Below are 24,165 nucleotides of genomic sequence, written 5' to 3'. Positions count from 1 at the left end.
TGATGCCCTGCGATAAAGTGCAGTGCATTTTATCGCTGTTTTTATTTTTAATGATCGAAAGGAAAGTTTATGACAACTGAAAATGCTCAAGCCGCAGAAAATACGGTGGATATTCAAGCGCAAACCTCAGCGTTAATTGATAAAGTTCATTCAATGGATATGAACACGTTCTTGAATGATTATGTGATCCCTTATGGTACAAAAATTTTGCTTGCCATTGCGATCTATGTGATTGGTAAAAGTATCGCTCGCTTGCTCAGCCGCTTGCTTGGTAAAGCCGTATTGCATTCTACTAAAGACGAAATGTTACACAGCTTTGTCTCATCAATCAGCTATTTTTTATTCCTCTTAATGGTGATTATTGCCGCACTTTCACAGCTTGGTATCAACACCACATCCCTTGTTGCATTAATTGGTGCAGCAGGTTTAGCGATTGGTTTAGCTTTACAAAATTCCCTCCAAAACTTTGCCGCTGGGGTAATGATTTTAATCTTCAAACCTTTCCGCAAAGGGGATTTAATTGAAACGGGGGGTGTTTTAGGTTCAGTGGAACAGATTGGTTTATTAGTGCTTGAACTGCGTACCGCAGACAACAAAACGGTGTTAATTCCAAATGGTAAAGTGTTTGGGGATAGCATTACCAACTATTCTAGCAACAGCACACGCCGTATTGATTTTATTTTCGATATTGCCTACAAATCCAATATTGAGCAAGCAAAAGCCATTGTGGCAAACATCTTGGCGCAAGATCCACGCGTGTTGAAAGATCCTGAGCCAACCATTGCCGTGGGCGCGTTAGCCGCAAACAGTGTACAACTGGTCGTTCGCCCTTGGGTAAACACGGCGGATTACTGGGCAGTGCATTTTGATGTCACTGAAAAAGTCAAACTTGCATTTGATGAGGCGGGTATCGAAATTCCATTCCCGCAAATGAATATTCACTTACCTGAAAATGCTGAATTGAAGGTTGAACAGAAGTAATCTTCTTATAAAAGAAAAAACGTATTTGGCTTTTGCTCAAATACGTTTTTTTATATCCATTTTTAACATTCCACATTTTTTACTGATGTAAACCTCGGGACTTTTGGCATTCTTAATTGAATACGTTCGCGGTTGATTTTTAGCGCCTGTTCTGTGGGCTGATAATCTTGCCATAGGCTAGGATCTAGGGGTAAATCCGCCGACCAAAAATATTGTACGTTAAAACCACGCGCTTGGCATTCTTGGTGTAATAAGTCATAACGTTTTTTTAGAAAGGCGAGCTTATTGAAGAAAAATCGAACGTGTCCTTCACCTAATTTGTAATCCGCGGGTTGCCCTGTGAGGTTGTATTTCCCTTTTGCAACCGCGTTGGGAATACGTGTGAGTTCACGATGCTCAGCAAGCAAGTGCTGATCACAAAGTTCTTGTGGTGGAACAACATTGATCCTTGTCATTGTTTCTCCTTACTTATGAAAAAGTTAAGCTCAAATCGATCTCTTTTAATAATTTGTTTTCAGCGATGAGATCATTTCGTACTAATGGATTTTGTGCTAAATAATTTGTGTCAAATTGGATTGTCCATTGGGCTAAAGTGCGGTCGATTTTGAGTGAATTTTTTTCACTTAATACTGTGGCTTGGCGGGATTTATTGAGCAAAATCGCTAAACGCAATAAGCGCACAAGGGCGAGGATATCTTGCTCGGCATAACGAGAAAATTTAGTGAAATCCGTTCGTTTGATGTTGTTGATTTGATAGCGTACTAAGGTGGTGAGCAAGCGTTGTTGCTCTTTATCAAAGCCGGGCAGTTCCATATTTTGTAGAATGTAGGCAGAGTGCTTTTGCAAGCCTTTATGATTGATGACAATGCCCACTTCGTGTAGTCGCGCCGCCCAAAGTAGAATTTCCACCATTTCTTCTTGTAATGTACTGTTTTGCCAAGTGTGATACTGCTTCGCAAGCTGTTTGGCGCATTGATAGACCCGTTCAGATTGTGCCACATCAAGGTTAAATTGTTCTGCAAGGGCAAGGGCGGTGCGCTGGCGGATATTACTTACTTGGAAATTTTTTTCTAGGCTATACATCACGCCTTCACGTAATGCCCCGTCGGAATAACGCATTTGCTCAATACCGAATACTTCAAATACCGCCGTGAGAATGGCAAGCCCCGGTACGAAAACGTCTGCACGATCTTCATTTAAACCGTCTAAATGTAGATCGTCAAAATGGGCAACTTGCAAGACTTTCTCGCTGAGCTGGGCTAAACGCTGGGCGGTGATAATTCCGTTGGGGTCAAGATTTGCACTAATGACTTGATAGACGGTTTTAATCGTTCCTGATGATCCTAGAACCGATTGCCAACCTAATTTGCGATATTCAAAAGCCAAATCTTCAATTTTATTCACCGCACTTTGTTTTGCGCGCTGAAAGTTTTCGGCAGAGATTTGTCCTTGAGGGAAGAATTTTTTGGCAAAGCTCACACAACCCATATGGCGACTTTCTGCAATCAGTGGATGAAAATCATCGCCGATAATCATTTCTGTTGAGCCACCGCCAATATCTACGACAAATTTTCGCCCTGTTTCTGGTTGTGTGTGAGAAACGCCAGCATAAATGGTTTTCGCTTCCATTTGTCCTGTGATAATGTTAATTGGGTAAGGAAAAACCTGCTCGGCTTGGCGTAAAAATTCTGCATTATTGACGGCGGTACGTAGGGTGAATGTTCCCACCACATTGACATTTTCAGCCTTAAAACCTTGTAGCCGTTCAGCAAAGAGGGCAAGACAATTGACTCCACGTTGAATCGCCTCTTGGCTTAAGTGATTATTTTCATCTAGCCCTTCAGCAAGTTGAACTTTTTGTTTGAGGCGTGAAAGCACTTGGATTGAGCCATTAATAATGCGGGCGATAATCATATGAAAGCTGTTTGAACCCAAATCAATGGCTGCGATTTCCCGTGCTTCGCCACGCTGATGTAAATAATCAGAGGCTTTGGTTAGAAGGTTTTCGTTATTCATAAAATTGCCCTAAAATTCAAAATGATAAAGTAGATCAAAGGCTTGATTTACCCCTGAAACAGATTGTAAATAAAGCTGTGGTAACAATTTGTAGCGTACCGTAAATTCGGCTAGGCCGTCAAATAAGCCCACACCGTATTTAAGCTGTAGGCGTGGGGTAATGTTACCGCTGACAGTCACTTTTGAACTATCGCCCACCCCTTGCGTGCCTAGACTGAGGTTTTGAACGCCAAAGGCCTCACCAATTCCGCCAACCAATTTTCCACTTTTCGCTAAGCCCATACCAAGTAATGCCGCCCCGATCGAACCACCCGAACCGGCCTCTCCACTATTTTCTAGTGAACGCCCTGTTAGTAAATAAGAAAGGGCTTCATCTTGTGAACTTGCTGGATCAGAAAACACAGTAACTTGTGGCGCTGTCGCTAAGCCGATCACTTTTACCCCAGCGGTAATGTTGCTATTTTCCATCGCCGTTGGATTGCGAATCGCCTCAATATTTAACATCGGCTGGGAAGGCAAGCCAGAAAAACTAATTTGTCCTTTACGGATTAATAAATCTTGCCCATAGGCGGCATAGCGTCCATTTTTGAGATAAATTTGCCCGAATAACCCCAATTTTCCTTTATCTTGTTTAACTGAAAGCAAGCCGTTTAAGCTCGTGTTTAAGCCGTAAGCGTTGAGGGTAACATCATTACCAATACTAATTTTCAGATCAGAACGAATCTCCATACCGCTTTTCGTACGTGCTTTAATTTCACCGTTTTTTAGCCCCACTTTGGTTTTATCAGGGCCGTCTAAAATCACTTCATCACTACTCACCGCAACGGCGCTGTCTGGTAATTGTTCAATGGCAATTCTTGCCCAAGGAATATCGACTGTACCAGAAATATCTAGCAGTTTTGGATTGGCGTTGAGTTCTACATTTGGGCTAATTTTTAATTTTGCCATTGATGGAATATTCACATTAAAGCGATCCGCTTTCGCCTGCACGTGGGTGTTCCAATGATCCATATCCTTCCAATCGGCGTTGCCCGTAATGTCTAAACGGCTTTCGGGACTTTCCACATAGCCTTGTAACGTCGAACGATTGCCAGCAAAACGCATAGATAAATTGCCATCTTTAATAGTAAATGGCAGAGATTTCATCATTGCAGTGAGATGGTTTACATCAAAATTACCGTGAATCAGTGGGCTATTGAGATTGCCACCGAAGGTTAAGTCGGCTGCAATTTCACCCTTTACCTTTTCACCACTGGAAAGCAGTTGATTGGCTAAATTGAGGTTTAAACGATGAATACTCAAGCTTCCTCCTAAGGTACGAGATTTGGCTAAATCTTGTAATTTTAGGTTGCTGGTCACTCGCCCCTGATCCGCTAAATCAATGGCGGAATCTAAATTCAGATTGTTGTTTTCCATTTGTGCGTTAATATCCACTTTTGGAATGGCAAGGTTAAAGGTGCGATAATCAATTTTCTGCGCCACAGATAAATGATTGCCTGTTACTTGCACATTCAGCTTAAGTGGTTTATCACTAAACCACGCCACCGATCCCTGACTTTGTAATTGTCCTTTGATCTGCGTTTGGTTTTGTTCTTTATCTAATAATTTGTTGATTAGTGATAAATCTAATTTACGCACTTGGAATGGCACCTCACCGTTTTTCCCAGCGGTGAAGGTTTGTGGAAAACACAGTTCAACATCACTGTTTAACCAACAATGTGAGGAAACAGTAGCTGTAATGTTATTTTGATTATAATTTACAGTAATTCCTTGATTTGTCTGCCATTTTCCAACAGGTGATTGAATATCTATGCCGCTAATTTGTCCTTTCCAGTTTTGTGAAGTGCGGTCGAAATTTCCCACAATTTTTAGATTGGCTGCCACGGGTTTGCCTTGTGATTGCAGTTGTAGTTGGTGATTTTTTTCATCGCCCGATAACGCAAGGGTTGCTTGGTTAATGGCTACATCAGCGTATTTCAAGCCAGCGACATTGGCGTTTAACTCACCGCTAATGATTTGATGTGATCGAATATCCCCTTTAATCGCGAATTTATTCAGCTGTAATTGTTGGAAGCGAATATTGTTACCTGTTAAATCCACGCTTAAATTTGGCTCGCGAATATCCCCTTTTAATTTAGCATAACCAAATAAGGTGGCAGAAAGTTCAGGCAATAAACCACGTAAATTTGGTGCGTGAATATCAAGGGATAAATCGGATTGTTGGCTAATTTCCCCTTGCATTGCAATGCGGTTCTCACCGTAATTAAGTAACAGATTTGGCACACTTAACCATTTGGTACTATCCGCACTCAGTTTCCCTTTTAGGCTTAATGGCTGGCGTGAAAGCGTACCGTTAATCGTTAAATCTGGTACTTGAATAGCCCAATTTTGCCCGTCAATTTGTCCTTGTGAGCTGAAATTGCCTGACAACAACGCTGGCATTGATGGTAAATATGGGGTGAGATTTAATTGTGAAAAATCCACCGCACTTTGCCATTGCACGCCTTTTTGCCAGTTTACTTCACCGCTTAGATGAGCATTACCTTGTAAGGCATTAAGTTCAAATTGCTCAATGCTTACCTGCCAAAGTTTACCGTGAAGTTGGCTTGTCAGCTGTGTTTTTGGCACGCCCATTCCTGAAACTTCAGCGTTAAGTTGAGCGTGGTAAGCAAGCAAATCTCCGTTGAGATTAAGCATAACATTTTGTACTTTGAGTGGATCTTTTTCTTTTTTATCAAAAGGATACTGTAAATTTTTACTCGTTAATTTGAGATCAAAAGGTGTTTTTTCTTGGTTGAGTGCGACATTCCCCACCAGCTCTGCATTAATATCCCCTTTGCTTTGCAAATGAAGTTGCGTTTGCCCACGCAATTTTCCAGAAAGTTGCACGTTGAGATCCGCTTGTGGGATTGTTAATGGTGCATAGCCTTTCAGTTGGCTGTTAAGTTGAAAATTAAGAGGAAAATCCTCGTCCAGTTGCATTGTGCCTTGCCCTTCTAGCGTTCCCACTGAGCTTGTGATATTCAGGCTCTGTAGTTGAATTTGATTGCCTGTGGCATCGGCTTTTATTTGTAACGAAGGGACATCAATCTGTTGTGCATCAGCGGGTTTGGCTTCATTTTTCGCCGTGTTATTTTGGCGGTTAAAATGGGGTTGATATTGCCAGTTTTTACCTTGAATATCCGTAATATGCAAATCGAAAGGCAGTTCAATTTTGCTTAAATTGGCAAGCAATGCGGGGGTAAGTGTCTGTTCTAGCTTTTGCCAATCAATGGCTTGCGCCGTTGGTTTGGTTGATTTTACCGCGATTTTTTCTGTGTTTTTTTCTTCTTCTGGTAAGGCGTAAGTTTGCACTAACAAATCATTAATGTGTGTTGGTGCAAGGGTAAAACCGCTTTCATTATTTAGGCTAAGTGCGGTGGAAAAATGAGCTAAATTGATTTGTGTTTGATCGATATTTAACGCTAAATCCTGCACTTGCACATTATCTACTTGTACTGCCACAGGGAGGTGGATTTTTTTCATTGGGCTAGGATTGTTATCCTTTTCTTCTGAAGGCGGAAGCCGTGAGGTATCAATCTGAATTTTCGGTTGTTGAATGGTGAGATCATTCAGGCAAATTTTGGCTTTTAACAAGCAAGCTAAATCCAGTTGCAGATGGGCTTGTTGAACTTGAGTATCGACACCCTCTGACTGAAATTTCACATTATGCAGGGTGAGTCCATTTTGCAATCCGCCTTCTATTTGCGCAATAGAAAGGCTATCCATAAGTTTATCAACAAGCTGAATAAGACCGCGCTGACCTTGGCTAGTCGCAAGAGTGGCAAGCAAGACAAAAATGGGTAAAAAAATTACCGCACTTAGGCATAGCAACATTCGCCATAGGGAACGTTTTTTCTTTGGTGAAGGGGATTGTTCCGTCTGATTTTCTCCGCTTTGCTGTTCAGCAGTTTGATGTTGTGCCTCTTGGCTGGACGGTATGGTTTGTTGCATTTCTTTTGTCATTTTTTCTGCCTATAATTCTGAACCTAACCCAATGTAAAATTGCACATTTTTACTTTTGTCTTTATCCCGAACGGGTGTGGCAATATCCAATTTTACTGCGCCAATTGGTGATGCCCAACGTATCCCGATGCCTGCGCCATAACGTAATTCATTAACGGAGTACGTATTTGCTGCAAGCCCTGTATCCGCAAAGGTGGCGAGCCACCAGTTTTCATAAACTTGGTATTGATATTCCAAACTTCCAGCCATAAGGTGAGTTCCCCCTATAAGCTGTCCATCAGAATTTTTAGGTGAGATTTTTTTATAACCGTAACCACGCACACTGCGATCGCCCCCAGCAAAAAAACGAAGTGCGGGTGGAATTTTCTCAATATTTTTGGTGTGCAACCAACCAATTTCACCTCGTAAAACAAATCGATGATTATCGGCAAAGGTACGAATCCAAGCGCTAGACGCCTGAATTTTTAAGAAATTTGCATCAGAAAGCCATAATTTACGTCCTAAATCCACCGTCAAACGCTGTGCATCGCCCCAAGTGGGGAATAATCCTCCTTTTAAGCGTGTTCGGCTGATTGAGCCTGTTGGGTAAACCAGCCACGTTCTATCAGAATGATCGGCTTGGGTAAAAGAATCATAACGTACACGCAATCCTAGTGCGTGTTGCCAGCCAGAAACGCGATTCCAATAACGTAATGCGGCAAAGGTGCCTGATGACGTTTCGGTATCATTTGTTTTTTCACGTTCATAACCGGTGGAAAATTCATAATAATAACGTAGGGGATTTTTTAACAATGGCATTTTATATACCGCTTCCACCGTTTGTTTCGGTGCAGAAGCATACAGATTAAAACGGAAGCTATGCCCACGACTGTTGATCCAAGGTTTTGTCCAGCCCCATTGGAAACGAGGTCCTACATCGGTGGAATAACCGATACCGAGATCCATCGCATTTTTTTTGCGTGGCGTGAGTAACACATCGACATCAACGATTTTGTTTTTTTCATCAAGGTGAGGTTGCACTAACACGGAGCTAAACCAGTTAGTCGAGGTATAATCATTGGTAAAGTTTGAGAGATCATTAATTAAATAAGGTTGCCCTTCTTTAATTTCCATCATATTACGCAAATAATCTTCGCGAATTTGTGAGCGTTCAAAGGTAAACTTGCCGAAGCGATAACGTTCGCCACTATCAAAAATAATCTTCCACCAGCCTTGATAGGTGGAAGGGCGAACTAAAAGCTGGGAAACCTCAAAATCTGCATCAAAATAGCCTCGGGCTAGGGCTAATTGTTGTAATTCACTTTTGTAATCTTCGTATTTGGAGTGATAAAGCAATTCACCAAGTTTGGGTAATTTTTTATTCAATGCTTGAAAAGTGTCATCTTCCTTTGCTTGTCCCAAAATTTGAATATCCATTCCTGTCAGCAAAACAGGTTTACCTGCATTGACATCGGCGATGAGTACAGGGCGTTTTCCCCCTTTTGCAGGTTGCAAGGTGAAATCAATGCTAATGTTGTAATAGCCGTAAACGCGCAAGGCTTTTTTGATCGCTTCGCTCACAATATATTGATAGCGTTCTGAACCATCGGCTTCTTCAGGATCGATCATCTTGGTGTAAATATCCACATTTTCAATGGCTTTTACCCCTTTTACACCAATGACTTTGAGATCGACAGTATGCTCAGCGTAAACATTTAGACTGGTTAAAACACAAGTCGCCAGCAAACTCAGCACACTGAGTGAATGGCGTTTTTTCTGCTGTAATAATTTCATAATGTTCCCCAATAATCTTGTGTTAGTTTACGTTTTCGCAATGTGCTTCGCAAATATTCAACGCTAAAGTGCGGTATTTTTTAGTGAAATTTTTTGTTATTTTGATAATACTGTCTATGAATGTACTAAATGGCGTTTGCGGACGCCTAAAAGTAGCAAAGCACCGCCATAAACCAGTGCGGCGAGTGCGATGAGCCACACTAGCCAGTGAATACGCTGAAGCAATGCCATTTGTTGCCACTGAATTAAACTTGGGCAATAGTGCCAAACCACAGCCCCCATTATTAGCCCAGCGGTAAAAACTTTGACAAAAAACACCGCACTTTGTTTACTAAAGTGATACACATTGGCTTGCGCCAGACCACGGTAGAGTAAATAGGCATTTAAGGTAGCAGACATTGCCGATGCAATGGCAAGGCCAACATAACTAAATGGAATCGCAAGCAGGTTGAATGCCATATTGCTCACCATCGCAATAATACCGATTTTCACCGGCGTTTTGGTATCTTGACGGGCATAATAGCCATTGGCCAGAATTTTGATTAGCATAAAACTGAGTAACCCCATATTAAATGCCCATAAAGAATAAGACGCGGCTTGCACATCAGAAAATAAAAATTCACCGCGCATAAAGAGAACGAGTAACATTGGTTGGGCAAGTACTCCGATACCAATCATTGCTGGCACGCCAAGCAATAAAATCATTCGCACTCCCCAATCCATCGTGTTACGGAAATCCAGCGCACTTTTTTCTGCGTTATCTGTACGATTAACGTGGTGGCGCGCGAGTGTTGGCAAAATCACAGTAGAAATCGCAATACCAAATAACCCAAGAGGAAATTCGAGCAAGCGATCGGAATAATAAAGCCAGCTGATGGATCCTGTCATCAAGAAACTGGCGATAAAGGTATCAAGCAATAAATTGATTTGACTGACGGAAACCCCGAATAAGGCTGGGAGCATCAGTATGCGGATTTTTTTTACCCCTTCATCATTCCACGCCCATTTCGGTTTTACTAATAATCCCGCTTGTTTTAAAAAAGGCAATTGAAATAAAAACTGCAACAAACCACCAATAAAGATCCCAATGGCAAGCGCAAGATCTGGGCTGGCAGTGTGGGGGGCGAGGAAAAGGGCGGCGCAAATCATTGCAATATTAAGTAACACGGGCGAAAATGCCATTACACCAAATTTACCTAGCGTGTTTAAAATTGCCCCCGATAAGGCAACAAAGGTAATAAACCATAAATAAGGAAAGGTAATTTTGAGTAACAGCGAGGCTTGCTCAAATTTCACCCCATTTACCCCATCATTCAACCAATCAATAAACCAGCCCGTGCCGAAAATGGCGGCAACCACTGGAGAGAAAACCATCGCAAAGGCGGTAACAAGGGTGACTAAGCCCCCTAATGTTCCCGATACTTTACTGATAAATTGTTGCGTTTTGTTGAGATCACCTGTTTTTTGGTATTCTGCTAAGACAGGGACAAAGGCTTGGGAAAATGCCCCTTCAGCAAATAAACGGCGTAAAAAATTAGGGATACGGTTGGCGAAAAGAAACACATCAGCACTTAAACCCGCCCCAATAATGTGGGCGATAATCACATCTCGCACCAGTCCAAGCACGCGAGATAATAAAGTCATTGTACTGACGATAATGCCAGATTTTAATAATCGTTTACTCAAAATTGCTTTCTCATCAAGAAAAATTTGGCTTAATTGTATAGAAATTTCGTTTTTAAGCTATATTCTAGGCAAAAAAACTGATAAAATTCGCCCACATCGTTTCGGTGGGCTAATTTCAAGCCAAATTTTTAGCGAACGATGCAAATTTTTCGGTTGTGTCTCACCGAGCCTCAGACAGTATTTAATAAATTGTTTTATTGACAATTGTATAGAGAAAAGGCATAGTTCACGCCTTTATTTGTAAATTCAACAGAAATTTTAGGAGTTTGACCTTGGCTAATATCAAGTCAGCTAAAAAACGCGCGATTCAATCAGAAAAACGTCGCCAACACAATGCAAGCCAACGCTCTATGATGCGTACTTACATTAAGAAAGTATATGCTGCAGTTGCTGCAGGTGAAAAAGCGGTTGCACAAGCGGCTTTCTTAGAAATGCAAAAAGTTGTGGACCGTATGGCATCTAAAGGCTTAATCCACAAAAATAAAGCAGCAAATCACAAATCTAAATTATCTGCTCAAATTAAAAAATTAGCATAATTTAAGATTAAAAAATTTAGCAAAATCAAACCGCACTTTTAAAAGTGCGGTTTTTTTATGCTTTATTTTTAAATCGTCTGCGTTTGCGATGATAGGTTAAACGGTTTGTTGGAGAGGATGGCTTTTTAACCGGTTGTGAAAGCTCAAGTTGTTTGCGTTTCACTCGGCGATAACGGCTCAAAAAATAATGAATGGAACTGGCAAATAGCACGCCAGTGAGAAACACAATAATGATCTCACCGTAAAGACGGTTAAAAATCAGGTTGATTTTGCTTTGTGTCGTTTGTCCATATTTATTATTGAAGGTAACACGCAAAAAACCTTCTACCCCCTCAGAAGAATAAATCGGTTCAACAATTTGCTGATTGATGATTTCTTTTGCTACGGGCTGATCAAGCCCTAATTGCAGACGTAATAATGAGGCATTGGAACTCTGTGCTAACAGCTCGCCCCGCTGAGAATAAACCGAGGCGTCAAGGATAAAATCTTCTTTCACAAAATTATCCAAGTTTTCGGTTAGTTGTTCTGATTTTGCATTATTGAGCAAGAGCATTGAAAATAAATTCGCTTGCTGACGCACTAATAAATGGGAAAGATTGGTGACTTGGTTAATACTGGCTAATTGTGATCCTAGCTTAAATTGCTGCACGCCGAATAAAATCACGCCCATTATGCCAAGGCAAAATAAGATGATGATAAAAATCATCGCAATTTTTAGTGCTTTTTCTTTAATAAGTTGCACGTTATTTTCCCCAAGATTTCACAAAATAGGCTAGAATAAGGCATTATTTTAGTCTATTTATGATTGCACGACACAATAAATCGTAAAAATGCCGATAATTTACAGGATTTTCTATGCAAACACAAAATCTCAGTCAATTACAACAACACTATCCTAATCTACCTTGCCCGTGGCAAAGGGAACAACCTGCTTCCACAGGACAAGATTATTTTATGCTTTATGGTGAAACATTAAGTCTTGCCAAGTTACAACAATTCCAACAAAAGTGCGGTGAAAATTTTATCATTTTTGACTATTGGCTCGAAGGGCATTATCTTGCAGTGCTATTACAAGGTTATTGGCAATCACAATGGCAAGCCTACGTACAGCAATTAGAGGTGGATATTGCATTACTCAATTTTTCTGCTCGTTTGCAGAAAAAAGGCTTATTAGTGATGGATATGGATTCCACTGCCATTCAAATTGAGTGTATTGATGAAATTGCAAAATTGGCTGGCACCGGTGATCTGGTGTCTGAAATCACCGAGCAAGCAATGCGTGGGGAATTAGATTTTGAGCAAAGTTTGCGTCGCCGTGTCGCTACATTAAAAGGGGCTAAGGAAACAATTTTGCAACAAGTGCGAGAGAAATTACCGTTCACCTCAGGTTTACGCGAAACCATTCAAGGTTTGCAAAAATATGGTTGGCGAACGGCAATTGCCTCAGGTGGCTTCACTTATTTTGCCGATTATTTAAAAGCCGAATTAGGGCTTGATGTGGCAGTTTCCAATCAATTTGAGATTGTGGACGGTATGTTAACCGGTGAAGTACAAGGTCGCGTAGTGGATGCGCAATATAAAGCGGAAACCTTGCGTCAATTAGCCGAACAATATGGCGTGCCAATGGAAAACACAGTTGCTATCGGTGATGGCGCAAATGATTTAGCAATGATGAACGTCGCAAATTTAGGGGTGGCATTCCACGCTAAACCGAAAGTGCAACAACAAGCACAAATTGTGGTAAACTTTGCCGACTTAACCGCACTGTTATGTATTTTAGGTGCGAATGACCGAATAACGAAAAACGAGGAGTAATGATGCCTTCATTTGATATTGTCTCTGAATTAGACGCACACGAAGTGCGTAATGCGGTAGAAAATGCCAACCGTGATTTAGCAAACCGTTGGGATTTCCGCAATGTGCCTTCTTCTATCGAATTAAACGAAAAAAATGAAACCATTAAAGTAGCAAGTGAATCGGATTTCCAAGTGGAGCAATTGGTGGATATTTTGCGTAATGCCTGTATTAAGCGTGGCATTGATTCTGCATCATTGGATATTCCTACTGAATACGAGCATAGCGGAAAAACCTTCAGTAAAGAAATTAAGCTGAAACAAGGGATCGAAACCGAGATGGCGAAAAAGCTCACTAAGTTGATCAAAGAATCTAAGCTCAAAGTGCAAACTCAAATTCAAGGAGAGCAAGTGCGTGTCACAGGAAAATCTCGTGATGACTTGCAAGCAGTGATTCAATTAGTGAAAAATGCCGAACTAGGGCAACCTTTCCAATTTAATAACTTCCGTGATTAAAAGGAAGATCATATTCGCTTAATGCCGCATATTTATGCGGCGCTTTTATTGGGTGAAAAACGCAATGTGCGGTTGTTTTTATTGGCGTTTTAGCGGAAAGCCGTTAAACTATGCCGACAGTTTTAGCAAAGGAATAATGAATTTATGGCATTACTTGATGTATTGATTTACCCCGATGAGCGCCTTAAAACCGTCGCGAAACCGGTGGAAACATTTGACCAAGAATTACACCAGTTGATTGAGAATATGTTTGAAACAATGTATCACGAACAAGGGATCGGTTTAGCGGCAACCCAAGTTGATGTACACCGCCGTTTGATTGTGATCGACATTGAAGGCACGAAAGAAAATCAAATTGTGTTAATTAACCCTGAAATTATCGAAAGTTCTGGCGAAACAGGCATTGAAGAAGGCTGTTTGTCTTTACCGGGAATGAATGGTTTTGTGCCACGTAAAGAAAAACTTACAGTACGCGCATTAGACAAAAATGGTAAAGATTTTTTACTTAATGCCGATGGCTTATTGGCGATCTGTATCCAGCACGAAATTGATCATTTAAATGGTATTGTTTTTGCCGATTATCTTTCTCCGCTTAAGCGTCAGCGTATGAAAGACAAACTGACCAAGCTGAAAAAACAGTTGCAAAAAGCCTAACTGTTAATAAAAGAAAACCTGCGATTAAGCAGGTTTTTTGTTGGAAAAATTGACTCAAAAAGCACCGCACTTTATTTGATGGGCTTTTCCTTTTGGGCTGCGTAGGCGGCACCTTTAGCCAGCATTCGCAGTTGTAAGATCACCCGTTCTTTGAGCAACTCACGCTCTTCCTTATTCATATCTAACGCATTTGCACCCGCAGTAAATACCAGCGTAACAATGCCTTCTGCTTGGATATACGCAATGTGGCGTGAATAGCCATTACGTTCGGCGATATATTCTGCCAGTTCATCAATAAAATGTTTAATCTCGCGTGCTGCCGCTGTGCGGAAAGCGTGCGAAGTGCCAGAGCTTTCACGCAATAAAAGACGGAAAACGTTAGAGCTGTGCGTGATAAATTCAAAGAAAGTATTGACCGAAATCACAATAACGCTTCCACCATTTTCTAGCCGTTTGCGTGCTTGGCGCATTAATTGGCGGAGCATTAGACCGGCTTCATCAACCATTTCTAATCCGAGTTCGTCCATATCGCGAAAATGGCGATAAAAAGAGGTGGGGGCAATGCCCGCTTCTCTTGCCACTTCACGCAAGCTCAGATTGGAAAAACTTTTTTCTGCGCTGAGCTGATTAAACGCGGCACTGATTAATGCACGTCTGGTTTTTTCTTTTTGAATTGCACGAACACCTGCCATTTTGCCCTCTTATTTTTGCTGAAGGATTGGGGAGATAATCTGGCTAATGGTATTTGCCACACGTTCATAACGCATTCTTAGCGGTGAACCGGGACGATAAATTAATGCCACAGTGCGTGAAGGCTCAGGCACACAAGGAAGGTATTTTACCCCAGTGCGGTTCCCTTCGTTTAATACCGCAAGCTCTGGCATTAACGTCATTCCTGCATTGGCAGAAACCATATTGCGTAAGGTTTCAAGGCTGGTGGCTTGGAAATGTGGATTTTCTTTTGCCCCTGCGGTGAAGCAATAACCCAGCGCTTGATCACGCAAGCAATGACCGTCATCTAACATCAGCATTTCACAACCTTTCAATTTGTCCATTGGGATACTTTTTTCTTTTGCCCAAGTGTGTTCTTGAGAAATAGCAAGCAACATTTTTTCTTTAAATAATGGCACTTCAATAAAGGCTTCCGTTTCTGGCACTGTGGCAAGAATGGCACAGTCTAAACGTCCACTTTCCAGTTGTTCTAACAACTGGTGAGTTTGTGCTTCATATAAAAATAGCTCTAAATCAGGAAAGGCTTTTTTCAGCGCTGGCATAATGTAAGGTAAAAGATAAGGTCCAAGAGTTGGAATCATTCCAATATGCAATGGCCCAGTCATTTCTTTGCCTTGATTGCTTGCCATTTCTTTTAGCACTTTGACTTCACGTAATACGGTGCGTGCTTGTTCTACGAGAAGTAAACCCGATTGAGTAAATAATACTTTACGGCTAGTACGTTCTAATAAAATAATGCCCAGTTCATCTTCCAACTTGCGGATTTGTCCGCTTAAGGTTGGTTGGCTAACGTGGCAAGCATCGGCAGCACGACGAAAATGTTTATGTTCGGCGAGTGCGACTAAATATTCTAAATCACGGATATTCATATTTTCCTCAGCTTTCCTCATCATAGAAAGGAACAATTAAAAGGATAGGTATTAATCGTTTGTAACTATATCACGATTTTCACTATAATTCACCCCGTCAATAAGAAATCATTACTTTAATCGCAATAGGAGAAAGATGATGACAGCAACAATGGAAGGAAAAAAAGTTCCTCAAGTAACATTCCATACTCGTCAAGGTGATCAATGGGTTGATATCACCACCTCAGAATTATTTGATAACAAAACGGTGGTGTTATTTTCATTACCGGGCGCATTTACCCCAACTTGTTCATCAACACACTTACCACGTTATAATGAATTAGCTTGTGAATTCAAAGCTTTAGGTGTGGACGATATTATCTGTTTATCCGTAAACGATACGTTCGTAATGAACGCGTGGAAAGCGGATCAAGAAGCAGAAAACATCACCGTAATTCCAGATGGTAACGGTGAATTTACTGAAGGTATGGGGATGCTTGTTGATAAAGATGACCTTGGTTTTGGTAAACGTTCTTGGCGTTATTCAATGCTTGTGCGTAATGGCGTGGTGGAAAAAATGTTTATTGAGCCAAATGAACCGGGTGATCCGTTCAAAGTCTCTGATGCCGATACAATGATCAAATATTTAAAACCTGATTGGCAAGCAAAACCTTCGGTATCAATCTTCACTAAACCGGGTTGCCCATTCTGTGCAAAAGCAAAAGGGTTATTAAAAGTGAAAGGTTACACCTTTGAAGAAATCGTGTTAGGCCGTGATGCAAGTACCATTTCTGTGCGTGCTATTACAGGTAAAACAAGCGTACCACAAGTCTTCATCGGTGGAGAATACATTGGCGGTAGCGACGATTTAGAAAACTATTTCGCAAAATAAATATTAATCCCATAGCATAAATTAGAAACTTCCTATAAAAACCTTTGGCTAATCCTTGTGATTAGCCTTTTTTCTGTGTTTAATAATGAGGCGGCGGCGTTTCTTCTGCTTGACTCGCAATATTGGAAGGTTGCAAATCTTTTAACTTCGCCGCTAAATGACGTAGCTGTAACTGCATTTTCTCAAGTATAAATTGTTGTGCCACTAAGGCTTGGTTTAACTCCTCAATAGCGTGTTCCTGAAATGCCACTTTTGTTTCTAATTCGGCAATTTGTTTTGCGTGTTCAAGTTGAATTTGCATAAATAATCCTTAAATAATGGTTGTTAAATTGTGCAATACAATTTAACCTATCAAAAATTCCGATTCATTATAAAGGATGATAAACAATGTTAAAAATTCAAAAATTCTCTCTTATCACCCTCGCATTAAGTGCGGTGGTTTCTAGCTCCGTTTTTGCTGATCAAGCAACGGATAAAAATTTCAATGATGAAGCTTCTTATGTGGTGGGTTATGCCACAGGAAAACAATTCCTTGAGACCTTAATTAATGATCAAAAAGATGTGATCAATTATGACAAAACCCGTGTATTACAAGGGGTAAAAGATGCTTTAGACGGAAAAGGCGATCTCACCGAACAACAAGTTCAAGAAAAATTAAAAGCGATTGGCGACAAAGTCTATGAAGCACGTCAAGCAAAAGTGAACGCTGAAAATGAGAAATTCGCCGCTGAATTTATGAAAAAAGAGGGCGCGAAAAAAACTGCTTCTGGCTTAATGTATCGCATTGAAAAAGCAGGCGAAGGCGTGGCGATCAAACCTGAAGATAAAGTGAAAGTACATTACACAGGAAAATTAGCAGATGGCACGGTATTTGACAGTTCGGTTGAACGTGGTCAGCCAGCAGAATTCAAATTAAATCAAGTCATTAAGGGCTGGACGGAAGGACTTCAGCTCGTGAAAAAAGGCGGTAAAATTGATTTATTAATTCCTGCTGACTTAGCTTATGGTAAACAAGGCGCAGGTCCAATTCCACCAAATGCAACGTTATATTTTACGGTTGAAGTATTAGACGTAATCCCTGAGAAAAAATAATCAAAAACGACCGCACTTTATTTCTTAAAAGCAAAGTGCGGTCGATTTTTCCATCATTTTGAGAAAAAACCAATGCTAACAGATAGACGCCCTTTTACGGATGAAGATCGTGCTATTTTAACCTCTTATGTCGCAGTAGTAGATGGTGTGAGTGCATTAATCGGCAGTCATTGTGAAATTGTGCTACATTCTCTTGAAGACTTTGAGCATTCTGCCATTTGCATTGCTAACGGGCATAATACCCATCGTCGAGTTGGCTCGCCCATTACGGATTTTGCGTTGAAATCGCTCAAAACAATGCAAACGGAGAATGTTTCCAAGCCCTATTTTACCCGCGCAAAGGGTAACGCATTGATGAAATCAGTGACCATTGCGATTCGTAATCGTGAAAAACGGATCATCGGTTTATTATGTATCAATATCAATTTAGATGTCCCCGTGAACCAATTTATTCAAGCATTAATGCCCCCTGCGGAACAACATTCTGCTTCAGAAGTGAATTTTGCCAGTTCTGTTGAGGAATTAGTTAGCCAAACCATCGAACAAACGGTAGAAGAAATTAGCACCGATCCCCAAGTTGCGAATAACAATAAAAATCGTCAAATTGTCCTTTCTTTATATGAAAAAGGCATTTTTGATATTAAAGATGCAATTAATTTAGTGGCGGAACGCTTAGATATTTCTCGTCATACCGTGTATTTGTATATTCGCCAAATTAAACAAGATGAGCTTAAATAATGCGTTATGTCATCGCCGTAAAACAGCCTATTTATGGTTCACAAGGTGCATTTCTTGCCTACCAACTTGCCCAAGCCTTGATTGAAAAAGGGCATCAAATCAGCCAAGTGTTTTTTATGCAAAATGGCGTAAGCAACGGCAACGGTTTTGTCTATCCCGCTAATGACGAATTTAATTTACAACAACATTGGCAAACCCTGAGCAAACAGCATAACATTCCTTTGCATCTTTGTATTGCCGCTTCACAACGCCGAGGTATTGTGGACGCATTAAGCAGCAAAGATAAACAACAAAATAATTTAGCAGAAAACTTTGTGTTAGCCGGACTCGGCGAATTTAGCCAAGCGTTATTGCAAGCAGATCGAGTGATAACCCTATGATTAAACTGGCTTTTGTATTTACCCAACCGCCTTACGGCACAGCAACAAGCCGAGAAGGTTTAGATGCCCTACTTGCCGCCACTGCTTTTTGTGATGAAAGTGAAATTGCCGTATTTTTCTTAGATGACGGGATTTTTAATTTAATTGCTTATCAAAAAAGCGAAGAAATTTTACAAAAAAACGTGAGCCAGCCTTTTAAATTGCTCGATTTATACGATATTGAACAGCGTTATCTGTGCCAACAATCGGTGCAAGCCTTACAGCTTGAAAAAACAAATTGGCTGATCGATTGCGAAATACTCCCCCGTGCCGAGTTAATGGAAAAATTACAACAGGCAGAAAAAGTACTGACATTTTAACCTGTTTCGTTTCATTCTTTTTTCAGGAAATCATTATGCTTTATACCTTCGCCAAAGCGGATTACGACAGCCAAACCCTCGCCCGTTATTTTGCTCATTTCACCCAACAAGATTGCCTTGTATTGTGGCAAGACGGCGTACTTCTTCCTCTCAAACACCCTGAGCTTTTCGCGCAATTAAGCCAGCCTTATTATGTGCTAGAAAACGACATTCACGCCAGAAATTTACAAAAAATCGCACCGCACTTTGTAAATAATGATGAAAATAAAGTGCGGTTAATTTCTTTGCAGAATTTGGTGGAACTCACTGAGCAATATTTTCCGCAAATAGGGTTGTAAGAGATAATTTTTAGCAATAAATATTTTTAAGGTGTAAATATGGAAAAGTTAGTATTAGCTGTTTGTAATATATTAAAAAATAATAGAATAAATAATTTATCTCACCCGTTGTCTAAAGCCATTATTTTATCAGTCAGTGATGGTGTAGAAAGAGCGAAAGTTAAAACATTATGGGTAGATGAAAAATTAGTTATTGCAGCAGATTTAAGTAAAAAAATTATTTCTCATTTATCATTATTACAATCGAAATTTGAAAATCCAATTAAATATATTCGTATTGAATGGGCATTGAATTCCACTGCAATGGAATGGGGAAAATTTAAGTCTGATTTATCTCGCTATAAGCGTAATTATTTCCGTGCGGGTATTGCTTTTAAAGGTGAAAGAGAGCCTTGGTTACTTTTAACGGAAATGGAATTAAATGCCAATGCGTGTTTGTATGTTGGCGCTGATGAAGTATCGGCTGGCGTTAATCAGAGAAATTTGGAGCGCTATATTAAGGCTCGTCACGGTAGTAGCCAAATGCCAACTTTTGCAGATAATGAGGAAATACGTATTTTCCAGACCGCGGGTTTTTTTCTTGATGTGGAAAAAAATGATTATTACCAGCTAGATACTCAGCCACGTTATCAAGGACATCGTAAAATTGAACCTTTTGGTTTAGATGAAGTTCAGGAATTAATTCGTTTATCAACTACTTATTTATCAAAACAAGTAAAAGAAAATGGCGTCTATGAATATGGGTATTTCCCTTGTTTTGACCGCGTGATTCCCACCTATAATACATTACGCCATACAAGCAGTACGTATGCTTTGCTGGAAGGATATGAAGCTTATCGTCAACAAGTAGAAGATGGAGTTGTAATTGTTGATGAACATATTTTTATTGAAATTAAACAACAGATTGATAAAGCATTAGATTATTTATTGACACAATCCATTCGAGATTATGGTGAGAAGTCTTACGTCATTGATACGGGGAATGAAATTAAATTAGGTGCAAATGCAGTAGCGATTTTGGCATTGACGAAATATTTAATAGTTTTTCCAGATACACCACATAAAAACCATTATTTAATGTTATGTGAGAAATTGGCTTATGGTATCTGTGCGATGCAAAAAGAAAATGGGGCATTTATACACGTTTTAAATGCGAATGATTTATCTGTTAAAGAAGAAAATCGAATTATTTATTATGACGGAGAAGCCGCTTTTGGATTGATGCGGCTTTATGGGCTTACCAAAGATAAACGTTGGTTGGATTGTGTGGTGAATGCATTTGATTATTTTATTGCAAATAAACACGAAAAAGCCCACGACCATTGGTTATCTTATTGTTCTAATGAACTGGTGAAGTATGTACCAGAGAAAAAATACTTTGCTTTTGCTGTGCGTAATGTAGCTGGTTATATCAGCTTTATTCGAAATCGAATTACAACGTTTCCTACATTGTTAGAATTATCAGTGGCATTTCATCAAATGCTAATAAAATTAGAATCCTTTCCAGAATATAAAAAGGAAGTTTTAGCAAATTTTGATGTACCTGCATTTTATGACGCATTACATAATCGCGCGAAATATTTGGTGAATGGATTTTTCTTTCCTGAAGTGGCAATGTTTTTTAAAAAACCGCAAAGTATTTTGTATGGCTTTTTTATCAGACATCACGCATTCCGTGTACGAATAGATGATGTGGAGCATTATTTATCTGGATTGGTTGGCTATCATAAATTATTAAAAGAACATATTCATCAAAATACTGATGAGAAAAGTGTGGAGAAGCCTGAGCCATTAAATAAGTGGACGCTACCGGAAATTGCGAATGGACGCTGGCTTGTGCCACCAAAAGATGAATGGCGTGTGGCAGGGGTTTGTGCGTGGCCCAAAAATTTTAAAACAGGTTATTTATTGGTTGAACGCAGTAAAAGTATGGCGCAAGGGTATTTGCCTAGAGTGAGTGTGAATGCTTTATTAAAACGTGGGGCAGCAGGCGTGATAACTGACGATGAAACCGCAACTTATGCGACAGATGCGCCTGTGTTATGCGTGAAAGATATTCGTCGAGCAGTATTAAATATTGGATTAGCCACAAGAAATGCGTTTAATGGTAAAGTGATTGGTGTGACAGGTAGTGCGGGGAAAACAACAACGGTTTGTATGTTGGCGCATTCCTTAAATCAAATTAGTAAAACTGAGCAAACGCTAGCGAGTGCAAATTTGCCGATAGGCATTGCTTGGAATATGGCATCAATGGCGCAATCTGCCAATTTCTGGGTACTAGAAATGGCAATTGGCAATATGAATTTGAACACTCAGTTGGCTCAGCCCGATATTGCGATTATTACGAATATTGCCCCAGCTCATCTTGAATATCATAAAACGATTGAGAATATCGCACTTAAAAAAGCACGCATTTTTAATGGAATGAAAAAGGGAAGTTTGGCGATAATTTGTCGTGATATTCCGCAGTTTGAGCTAATTTATTCTTTAGCGGAAGCAAAAGGATTGCTTGTACTAACTTATGGGGAGCATTCTCAAGCGGATATAAAATTACTTGAATATAGTCACGAAGTTTCCACAATTAAACTTCCTGATGCTTCAAAGGTAAAGCTGACACTTGCTGCTAGTGGGAAGCATTTTGTATTAAATGCAATGGTGGCTTTAGCTATTTCTTATTCTTTTCATTTTGATATAAAAAAGGTTTGCGAGGGATTATCTTCATTTTTACCTGTTCAAGGACGAGGTGAGTGCTTTCGTGTAGAGTTTAATGAGCTAGATATTGAGGTCATTGATGATGCTTACAATGCAAATCCTTTATCAATGTCAGCCTCTCTAGAACATTTTGCTCAATTGGGAAACCCTGAAAATAAAGTATTAATTATTGGCGATATGCTAGAGCTTGGTGTTGATAGTGATAAATATCATTATGAGCTAGGGGAACGCTTGGCAAAAATGAATGTACGCCATATTGCATTAGTCGGAAAAAGTGTTAGTCGCGTTGTGGCAAGTGTCTTGAAACAAGCTCAGCGTAGTTATTTGGCATTTGAGAATGTAGAGGCATTGAAAGTCGCATTGCCTAATATACTGAAGCAGAACGATTTGGTATTGTTAAAGGCATCTAATTCTATTGGATTAAATGGATTATTGCAGAAACAACATTAATTGTATTTATTTTACAATAAGAAAATAACTGCACTTGAAGGCTCAGCAAGTGCGGTTATTTTTTTGCGAAAAATTTTCAAAAAAACACCGCACTTACTATTTTGTATTATTTTTAGCCTTTAAATCAGATAAAAAAATTAGAAAAGCGTGAAATATTTTTTGATGTAAACGAGTAAGCTGGCAAAAAATTGATTTTTGTCAAAGATTTTGAAAAAAAAAAGTGCTAGGGGGGGGTGGCTTGTTTTTTCATCAATTGATATAATTAGTCACGCTTATAAAGCATTTTTGTATGCTTTTTAAGCTGAAAAAATAATCATTGATTATTAAAAATGAGAAAACAATAGATTTTGTTTAATGCATAATCAATTTGTATTCTCTTTTAATTAGGGACTACTAATAATTTGGTCAGGGAAGAATTTTTTAAGCATTAAATTTGATGCTATTTAAACCTAAAGAACCAATAACTACCAACCTTATTACTTGAAAGTAAGTCCTTTTTATGTAGCAACTTCATAAATTTGGTGTTGCTATTATTGGCGTTTCTTTAGTACATCTTTAATTGTTAGCATTGTAGTACTGATTAACTTTCAGATAGTGTCCATCTGATATGACGTTGAGATGAATTTGTTAAGAAATTAAATTTGATGGAAAAAGGAAGTTCTATTTTAGATTTAATTATTATTAAATCGAATCATCTTTTATTGTTCATTTTTATGTAGCCTCAATGCTACATTTGAATGGATAGGAGTTCCAACTTTATGAGATTTAAATATCAAAAGTTAGCTTGGGTATTGTTTCCTCTTGCGTTAACAGGATGTTCAACACAAAAGTTAACTTGGGTTGATACAAAAAACGTACCGTATAGCAATGACGTTCCAGAGGGGCGTTCCTCTATCGTAGTTTATCGTCAATCAGATGTGATCGACGGTCCTACAATAAATGTTTACATTAACAGTGAATATTTAGCTTCTCTGCAACCAAATGCTTATCGCCAAGAAACTGTTTGTGCAGAAAATCAAAAGATTTATGGTGAATTTACGCATCAAGATCCAGGGTATCAGGCGAAAGAAAGAGAAGGTAACTTCTATGACTTAGCTGTAAATCAAGTATCTTTTTTCAAAGTTGCTAATGTAAATGGCAGACCTACCATTATTCAGGTTTCTGAAGAGCAAGCTAAGGCAGACCTTAACGGTATGCCAAAACAAACTCACACCCTTTCTCGCGTTGATCATTTGAAAGAATGTCCGAAAGTGTTGAAGAAATTTAACCTTGAGGCTTCGGCATTATTCAAATTTGATCGTTCAGATTACGCCAATATGCTTCCTAAAGGTAAACAAGAAATTGTCGCTATTGCAAAAGAGATTAAGCAAATGCCAGATAAAATTGGCGATGTTACAGTAATTGGTTATACCGATCCTGAAGGAAATGCAAATTATAACCAAAAACTTTCGGTTAAACGTGCAGAAACGGTGAAAAAAGCATTGGTATCGGAAGGGGTTAATGCGAGTTTCGTTAAGTTTGAAGGTCGAGGTGAAAGCCAGCCGTTAGTCGCTGATTGTAAAGTTCGTTATCCAAAGAATACGATTGCTCGTAGAGCCTGTGATCAGCCGAATCGTCGTGTAAGTATTGTTGTACACGGGGATAAGTAGTAAGGAAAAGGTAAA

At 39.6% G+C, this 24,165-nt stretch carries 22 protein-coding genes; 13 read left to right on the top strand and 9 right to left on the bottom strand.

The features are described from left to right. Positions 1-69 precede the first annotated feature (69 nt). Positions 70-981 carry a mechanosensitive ion channel family protein gene (locus L4F92_RS00140; protein ID WP_250363770.1) on the top strand — a complete coding sequence of 304 codons (912 nt, stop codon included), beginning with the start codon at positions 70-72 and terminating at the stop codon, positions 979-981. A gap of 62 nt (positions 982-1,043) precedes the next feature. Here L4F92_RS00140 and L4F92_RS00135 read toward each other — a convergent pair whose 3' ends face one another. The 5 genes from L4F92_RS00135 to murJ all read right to left on the bottom strand — a co-directional run bounded on the left by L4F92_RS00135 (position 1,044) and on the right by murJ (position 10,461). Next, positions 1,044-1,436, bottom strand: a complete 393-nt coding sequence (locus L4F92_RS00135; RefSeq protein WP_250363769.1) for a pyrimidine dimer DNA glycosylase/endonuclease V — start codon at positions 1,434-1,436, stop codon at positions 1,044-1,046. Between the two features lie 13 nt (positions 1,437-1,449). After that, the gene (ppx, locus tag L4F92_RS00130) at positions 1,450-2,997 is read right to left on the bottom strand and encodes an exopolyphosphatase (RefSeq protein WP_250363768.1); all 1,548 of its coding nucleotides are present in this window, start codon (positions 2,995-2,997) and stop codon (positions 1,450-1,452) included. A gap of 9 nt (positions 2,998-3,006) precedes the next feature. Continuing rightward, entirely contained in the window at positions 3,007-7,002 is a 3,996-nt protein-coding gene (gene tamB / locus L4F92_RS00125) for an autotransporter assembly complex protein TamB (RefSeq protein ID WP_250363767.1), read from the bottom strand. A gap of 9 nt (positions 7,003-7,011) precedes the next feature. After that, positions 7,012-8,775 carry an autotransporter assembly complex protein TamA gene (tamA, locus tag L4F92_RS00120; protein ID WP_250363766.1) on the bottom strand — a complete coding sequence of 588 codons (1,764 nt, stop codon included), beginning with the start codon at positions 8,773-8,775 and terminating at the stop codon, positions 7,012-7,014. Positions 8,776-8,889: 114 nt separating this feature from the next. Continuing rightward, positions 8,890-10,461 carry a murein biosynthesis integral membrane protein MurJ gene (gene murJ / locus L4F92_RS00115; protein WP_250363765.1) on the bottom strand — a complete coding sequence of 524 codons (1,572 nt, stop codon included), beginning with the start codon at positions 10,459-10,461 and terminating at the stop codon, positions 8,890-8,892. Positions 10,462-10,733: 272 nt separating this feature from the next. Here murJ and rpsT point away from each other — a divergent pair, with 272 nt between their 5' ends. Then, complete coding sequence (rpsT, locus tag L4F92_RS00110) at positions 10,734-10,997, top strand: 30S ribosomal protein S20 (protein ID WP_250363764.1); 264 nt, start codon at positions 10,734-10,736, stop codon at positions 10,995-10,997. Positions 10,998-11,052: 55 nt separating this feature from the next. Here the strand turns inward: rpsT and L4F92_RS00105 are convergent, their stop codons facing one another. Beyond that, on the bottom strand, positions 11,053-11,739 hold the full coding sequence (locus L4F92_RS00105) for a YtjB family periplasmic protein (protein ID WP_250351182.1): 687 nt from the start codon (positions 11,737-11,739) through the stop codon (positions 11,053-11,055). A gap of 113 nt (positions 11,740-11,852) precedes the next feature. Here L4F92_RS00105 and serB point away from each other — a divergent pair, with 113 nt between their 5' ends. The 3 genes from serB to def all read left to right on the top strand — a co-directional run bounded on the left by serB (position 11,853) and on the right by def (position 13,960). Then, complete coding sequence (serB, locus tag L4F92_RS00100) at positions 11,853-12,812, top strand: phosphoserine phosphatase (RefSeq protein ID WP_250363763.1); 960 nt, start codon at positions 11,853-11,855, stop codon at positions 12,810-12,812. Positions 12,813-12,814: 2 nt separating this feature from the next. Next, positions 12,815-13,306: a YajQ family cyclic di-GMP-binding protein gene (locus L4F92_RS00095; RefSeq protein ID WP_250364605.1), complete on the top strand. Its 492-nt coding sequence runs from the start codon at positions 12,815-12,817 to the stop codon at positions 13,304-13,306. A 144-nt stretch (positions 13,307-13,450) separates the two neighbouring features. Then, on the top strand, positions 13,451-13,960 hold the full coding sequence (gene def / locus L4F92_RS00090) for a peptide deformylase (RefSeq protein WP_250363762.1): 510 nt from the start codon (positions 13,451-13,453) through the stop codon (positions 13,958-13,960). 71 nt (positions 13,961-14,031) lie between these two features. Here def and fabR read toward each other — a convergent pair whose 3' ends face one another. After that, positions 14,032-14,652, bottom strand: a complete 621-nt coding sequence (gene fabR / locus L4F92_RS00085) for an HTH-type transcriptional repressor FabR (protein WP_250351179.1) — start codon at positions 14,650-14,652, stop codon at positions 14,032-14,034. Positions 14,653-14,661: 9 nt separating this feature from the next. Continuing rightward, complete coding sequence (gene oxyR, locus L4F92_RS00080; RefSeq protein WP_250363761.1) at positions 14,662-15,561, bottom strand: DNA-binding transcriptional regulator OxyR; 900 nt, start codon at positions 15,559-15,561, stop codon at positions 14,662-14,664. 136 nt (positions 15,562-15,697) lie between these two features. On the opposite strand from oxyR, the gene L4F92_RS00075 reads away from it, so the two are divergent. Continuing rightward, positions 15,698-16,432: a glutathione peroxidase gene (locus tag L4F92_RS00075; protein WP_395896620.1), complete on the top strand. Its 735-nt coding sequence runs from the start codon at positions 15,698-15,700 to the stop codon at positions 16,430-16,432. A gap of 79 nt (positions 16,433-16,511) precedes the next feature. Here the strand turns inward: L4F92_RS00075 and L4F92_RS00070 are convergent, their stop codons facing one another. After that, positions 16,512-16,733 (bottom strand): SlyX family protein, encoded by a 222-nt coding sequence (locus L4F92_RS00070; RefSeq protein ID WP_250363760.1) that lies wholly within the window; start codon positions 16,731-16,733, stop codon positions 16,512-16,514. Positions 16,734-16,819: 86 nt separating this feature from the next. Between L4F92_RS00070 and L4F92_RS00065 the strand changes: the two genes are divergently transcribed. The 7 genes from L4F92_RS00065 to L4F92_RS00035 all read left to right on the top strand — a co-directional run bounded on the left by L4F92_RS00065 (position 16,820) and on the right by L4F92_RS00035 (position 24,150). Next, positions 16,820-17,524: an FKBP-type peptidyl-prolyl cis-trans isomerase gene (locus L4F92_RS00065; protein ID WP_250363759.1), complete on the top strand. Its 705-nt coding sequence runs from the start codon at positions 16,820-16,822 to the stop codon at positions 17,522-17,524. 72 nt (positions 17,525-17,596) lie between these two features. After that, positions 17,597-18,262, top strand: coding sequence for a helix-turn-helix transcriptional regulator (locus tag L4F92_RS00060; RefSeq protein ID WP_250351175.1), 666 nt, complete (start codon positions 17,597-17,599; stop codon positions 18,260-18,262). Beyond that, positions 18,262-18,642 (top strand): sulfurtransferase complex subunit TusD, encoded by a 381-nt coding sequence (gene tusD / locus L4F92_RS00055; protein WP_250351174.1) that lies wholly within the window; start codon positions 18,262-18,264, stop codon positions 18,640-18,642. Before L4F92_RS00060 ends, tusD begins: the two co-directional genes overlap by 1 nt. After that, positions 18,639-19,001: a sulfurtransferase complex subunit TusC gene (gene tusC, locus L4F92_RS00050; protein ID WP_250363758.1), complete on the top strand. Its 363-nt coding sequence runs from the start codon at positions 18,639-18,641 to the stop codon at positions 18,999-19,001. Before tusD ends, tusC begins: the two co-directional genes overlap by 4 nt. A 35-nt stretch (positions 19,002-19,036) precedes the next feature. Then, a complete protein-coding gene (locus L4F92_RS00045) occupies positions 19,037-19,339 on the top strand; it encodes a DsrH/TusB family sulfur relay protein (protein ID WP_250363757.1) in 303 nt (100 codons plus the stop codon). A gap of 39 nt (positions 19,340-19,378) precedes the next feature. Beyond that, positions 19,379-22,501, top strand: coding sequence for a UDP-N-acetylmuramoyl-tripeptide--D-alanyl-D-alanine ligase (locus tag L4F92_RS00040; protein ID WP_250363756.1), 3,123 nt, complete (start codon positions 19,379-19,381; stop codon positions 22,499-22,501). Positions 22,502-23,259: 758 nt separating this feature from the next. After that, entirely contained in the window at positions 23,260-24,150 is an 891-nt protein-coding gene (locus L4F92_RS00035; protein ID WP_250363755.1) for an OmpA family protein, read from the top strand. Positions 24,151-24,165: the final 15 nt, after the last annotated feature.

Source organism: Avibacterium sp. 21-595 (assembly GCF_023611905.1).
Lineage (GTDB): Bacteria > Pseudomonadota > Gammaproteobacteria > Enterobacterales > Pasteurellaceae > Avibacterium.
The sequence above is the reverse complement of the archived record's forward strand: the minus strand, read 5'-3'. Positions and strand labels throughout refer to the sequence as shown.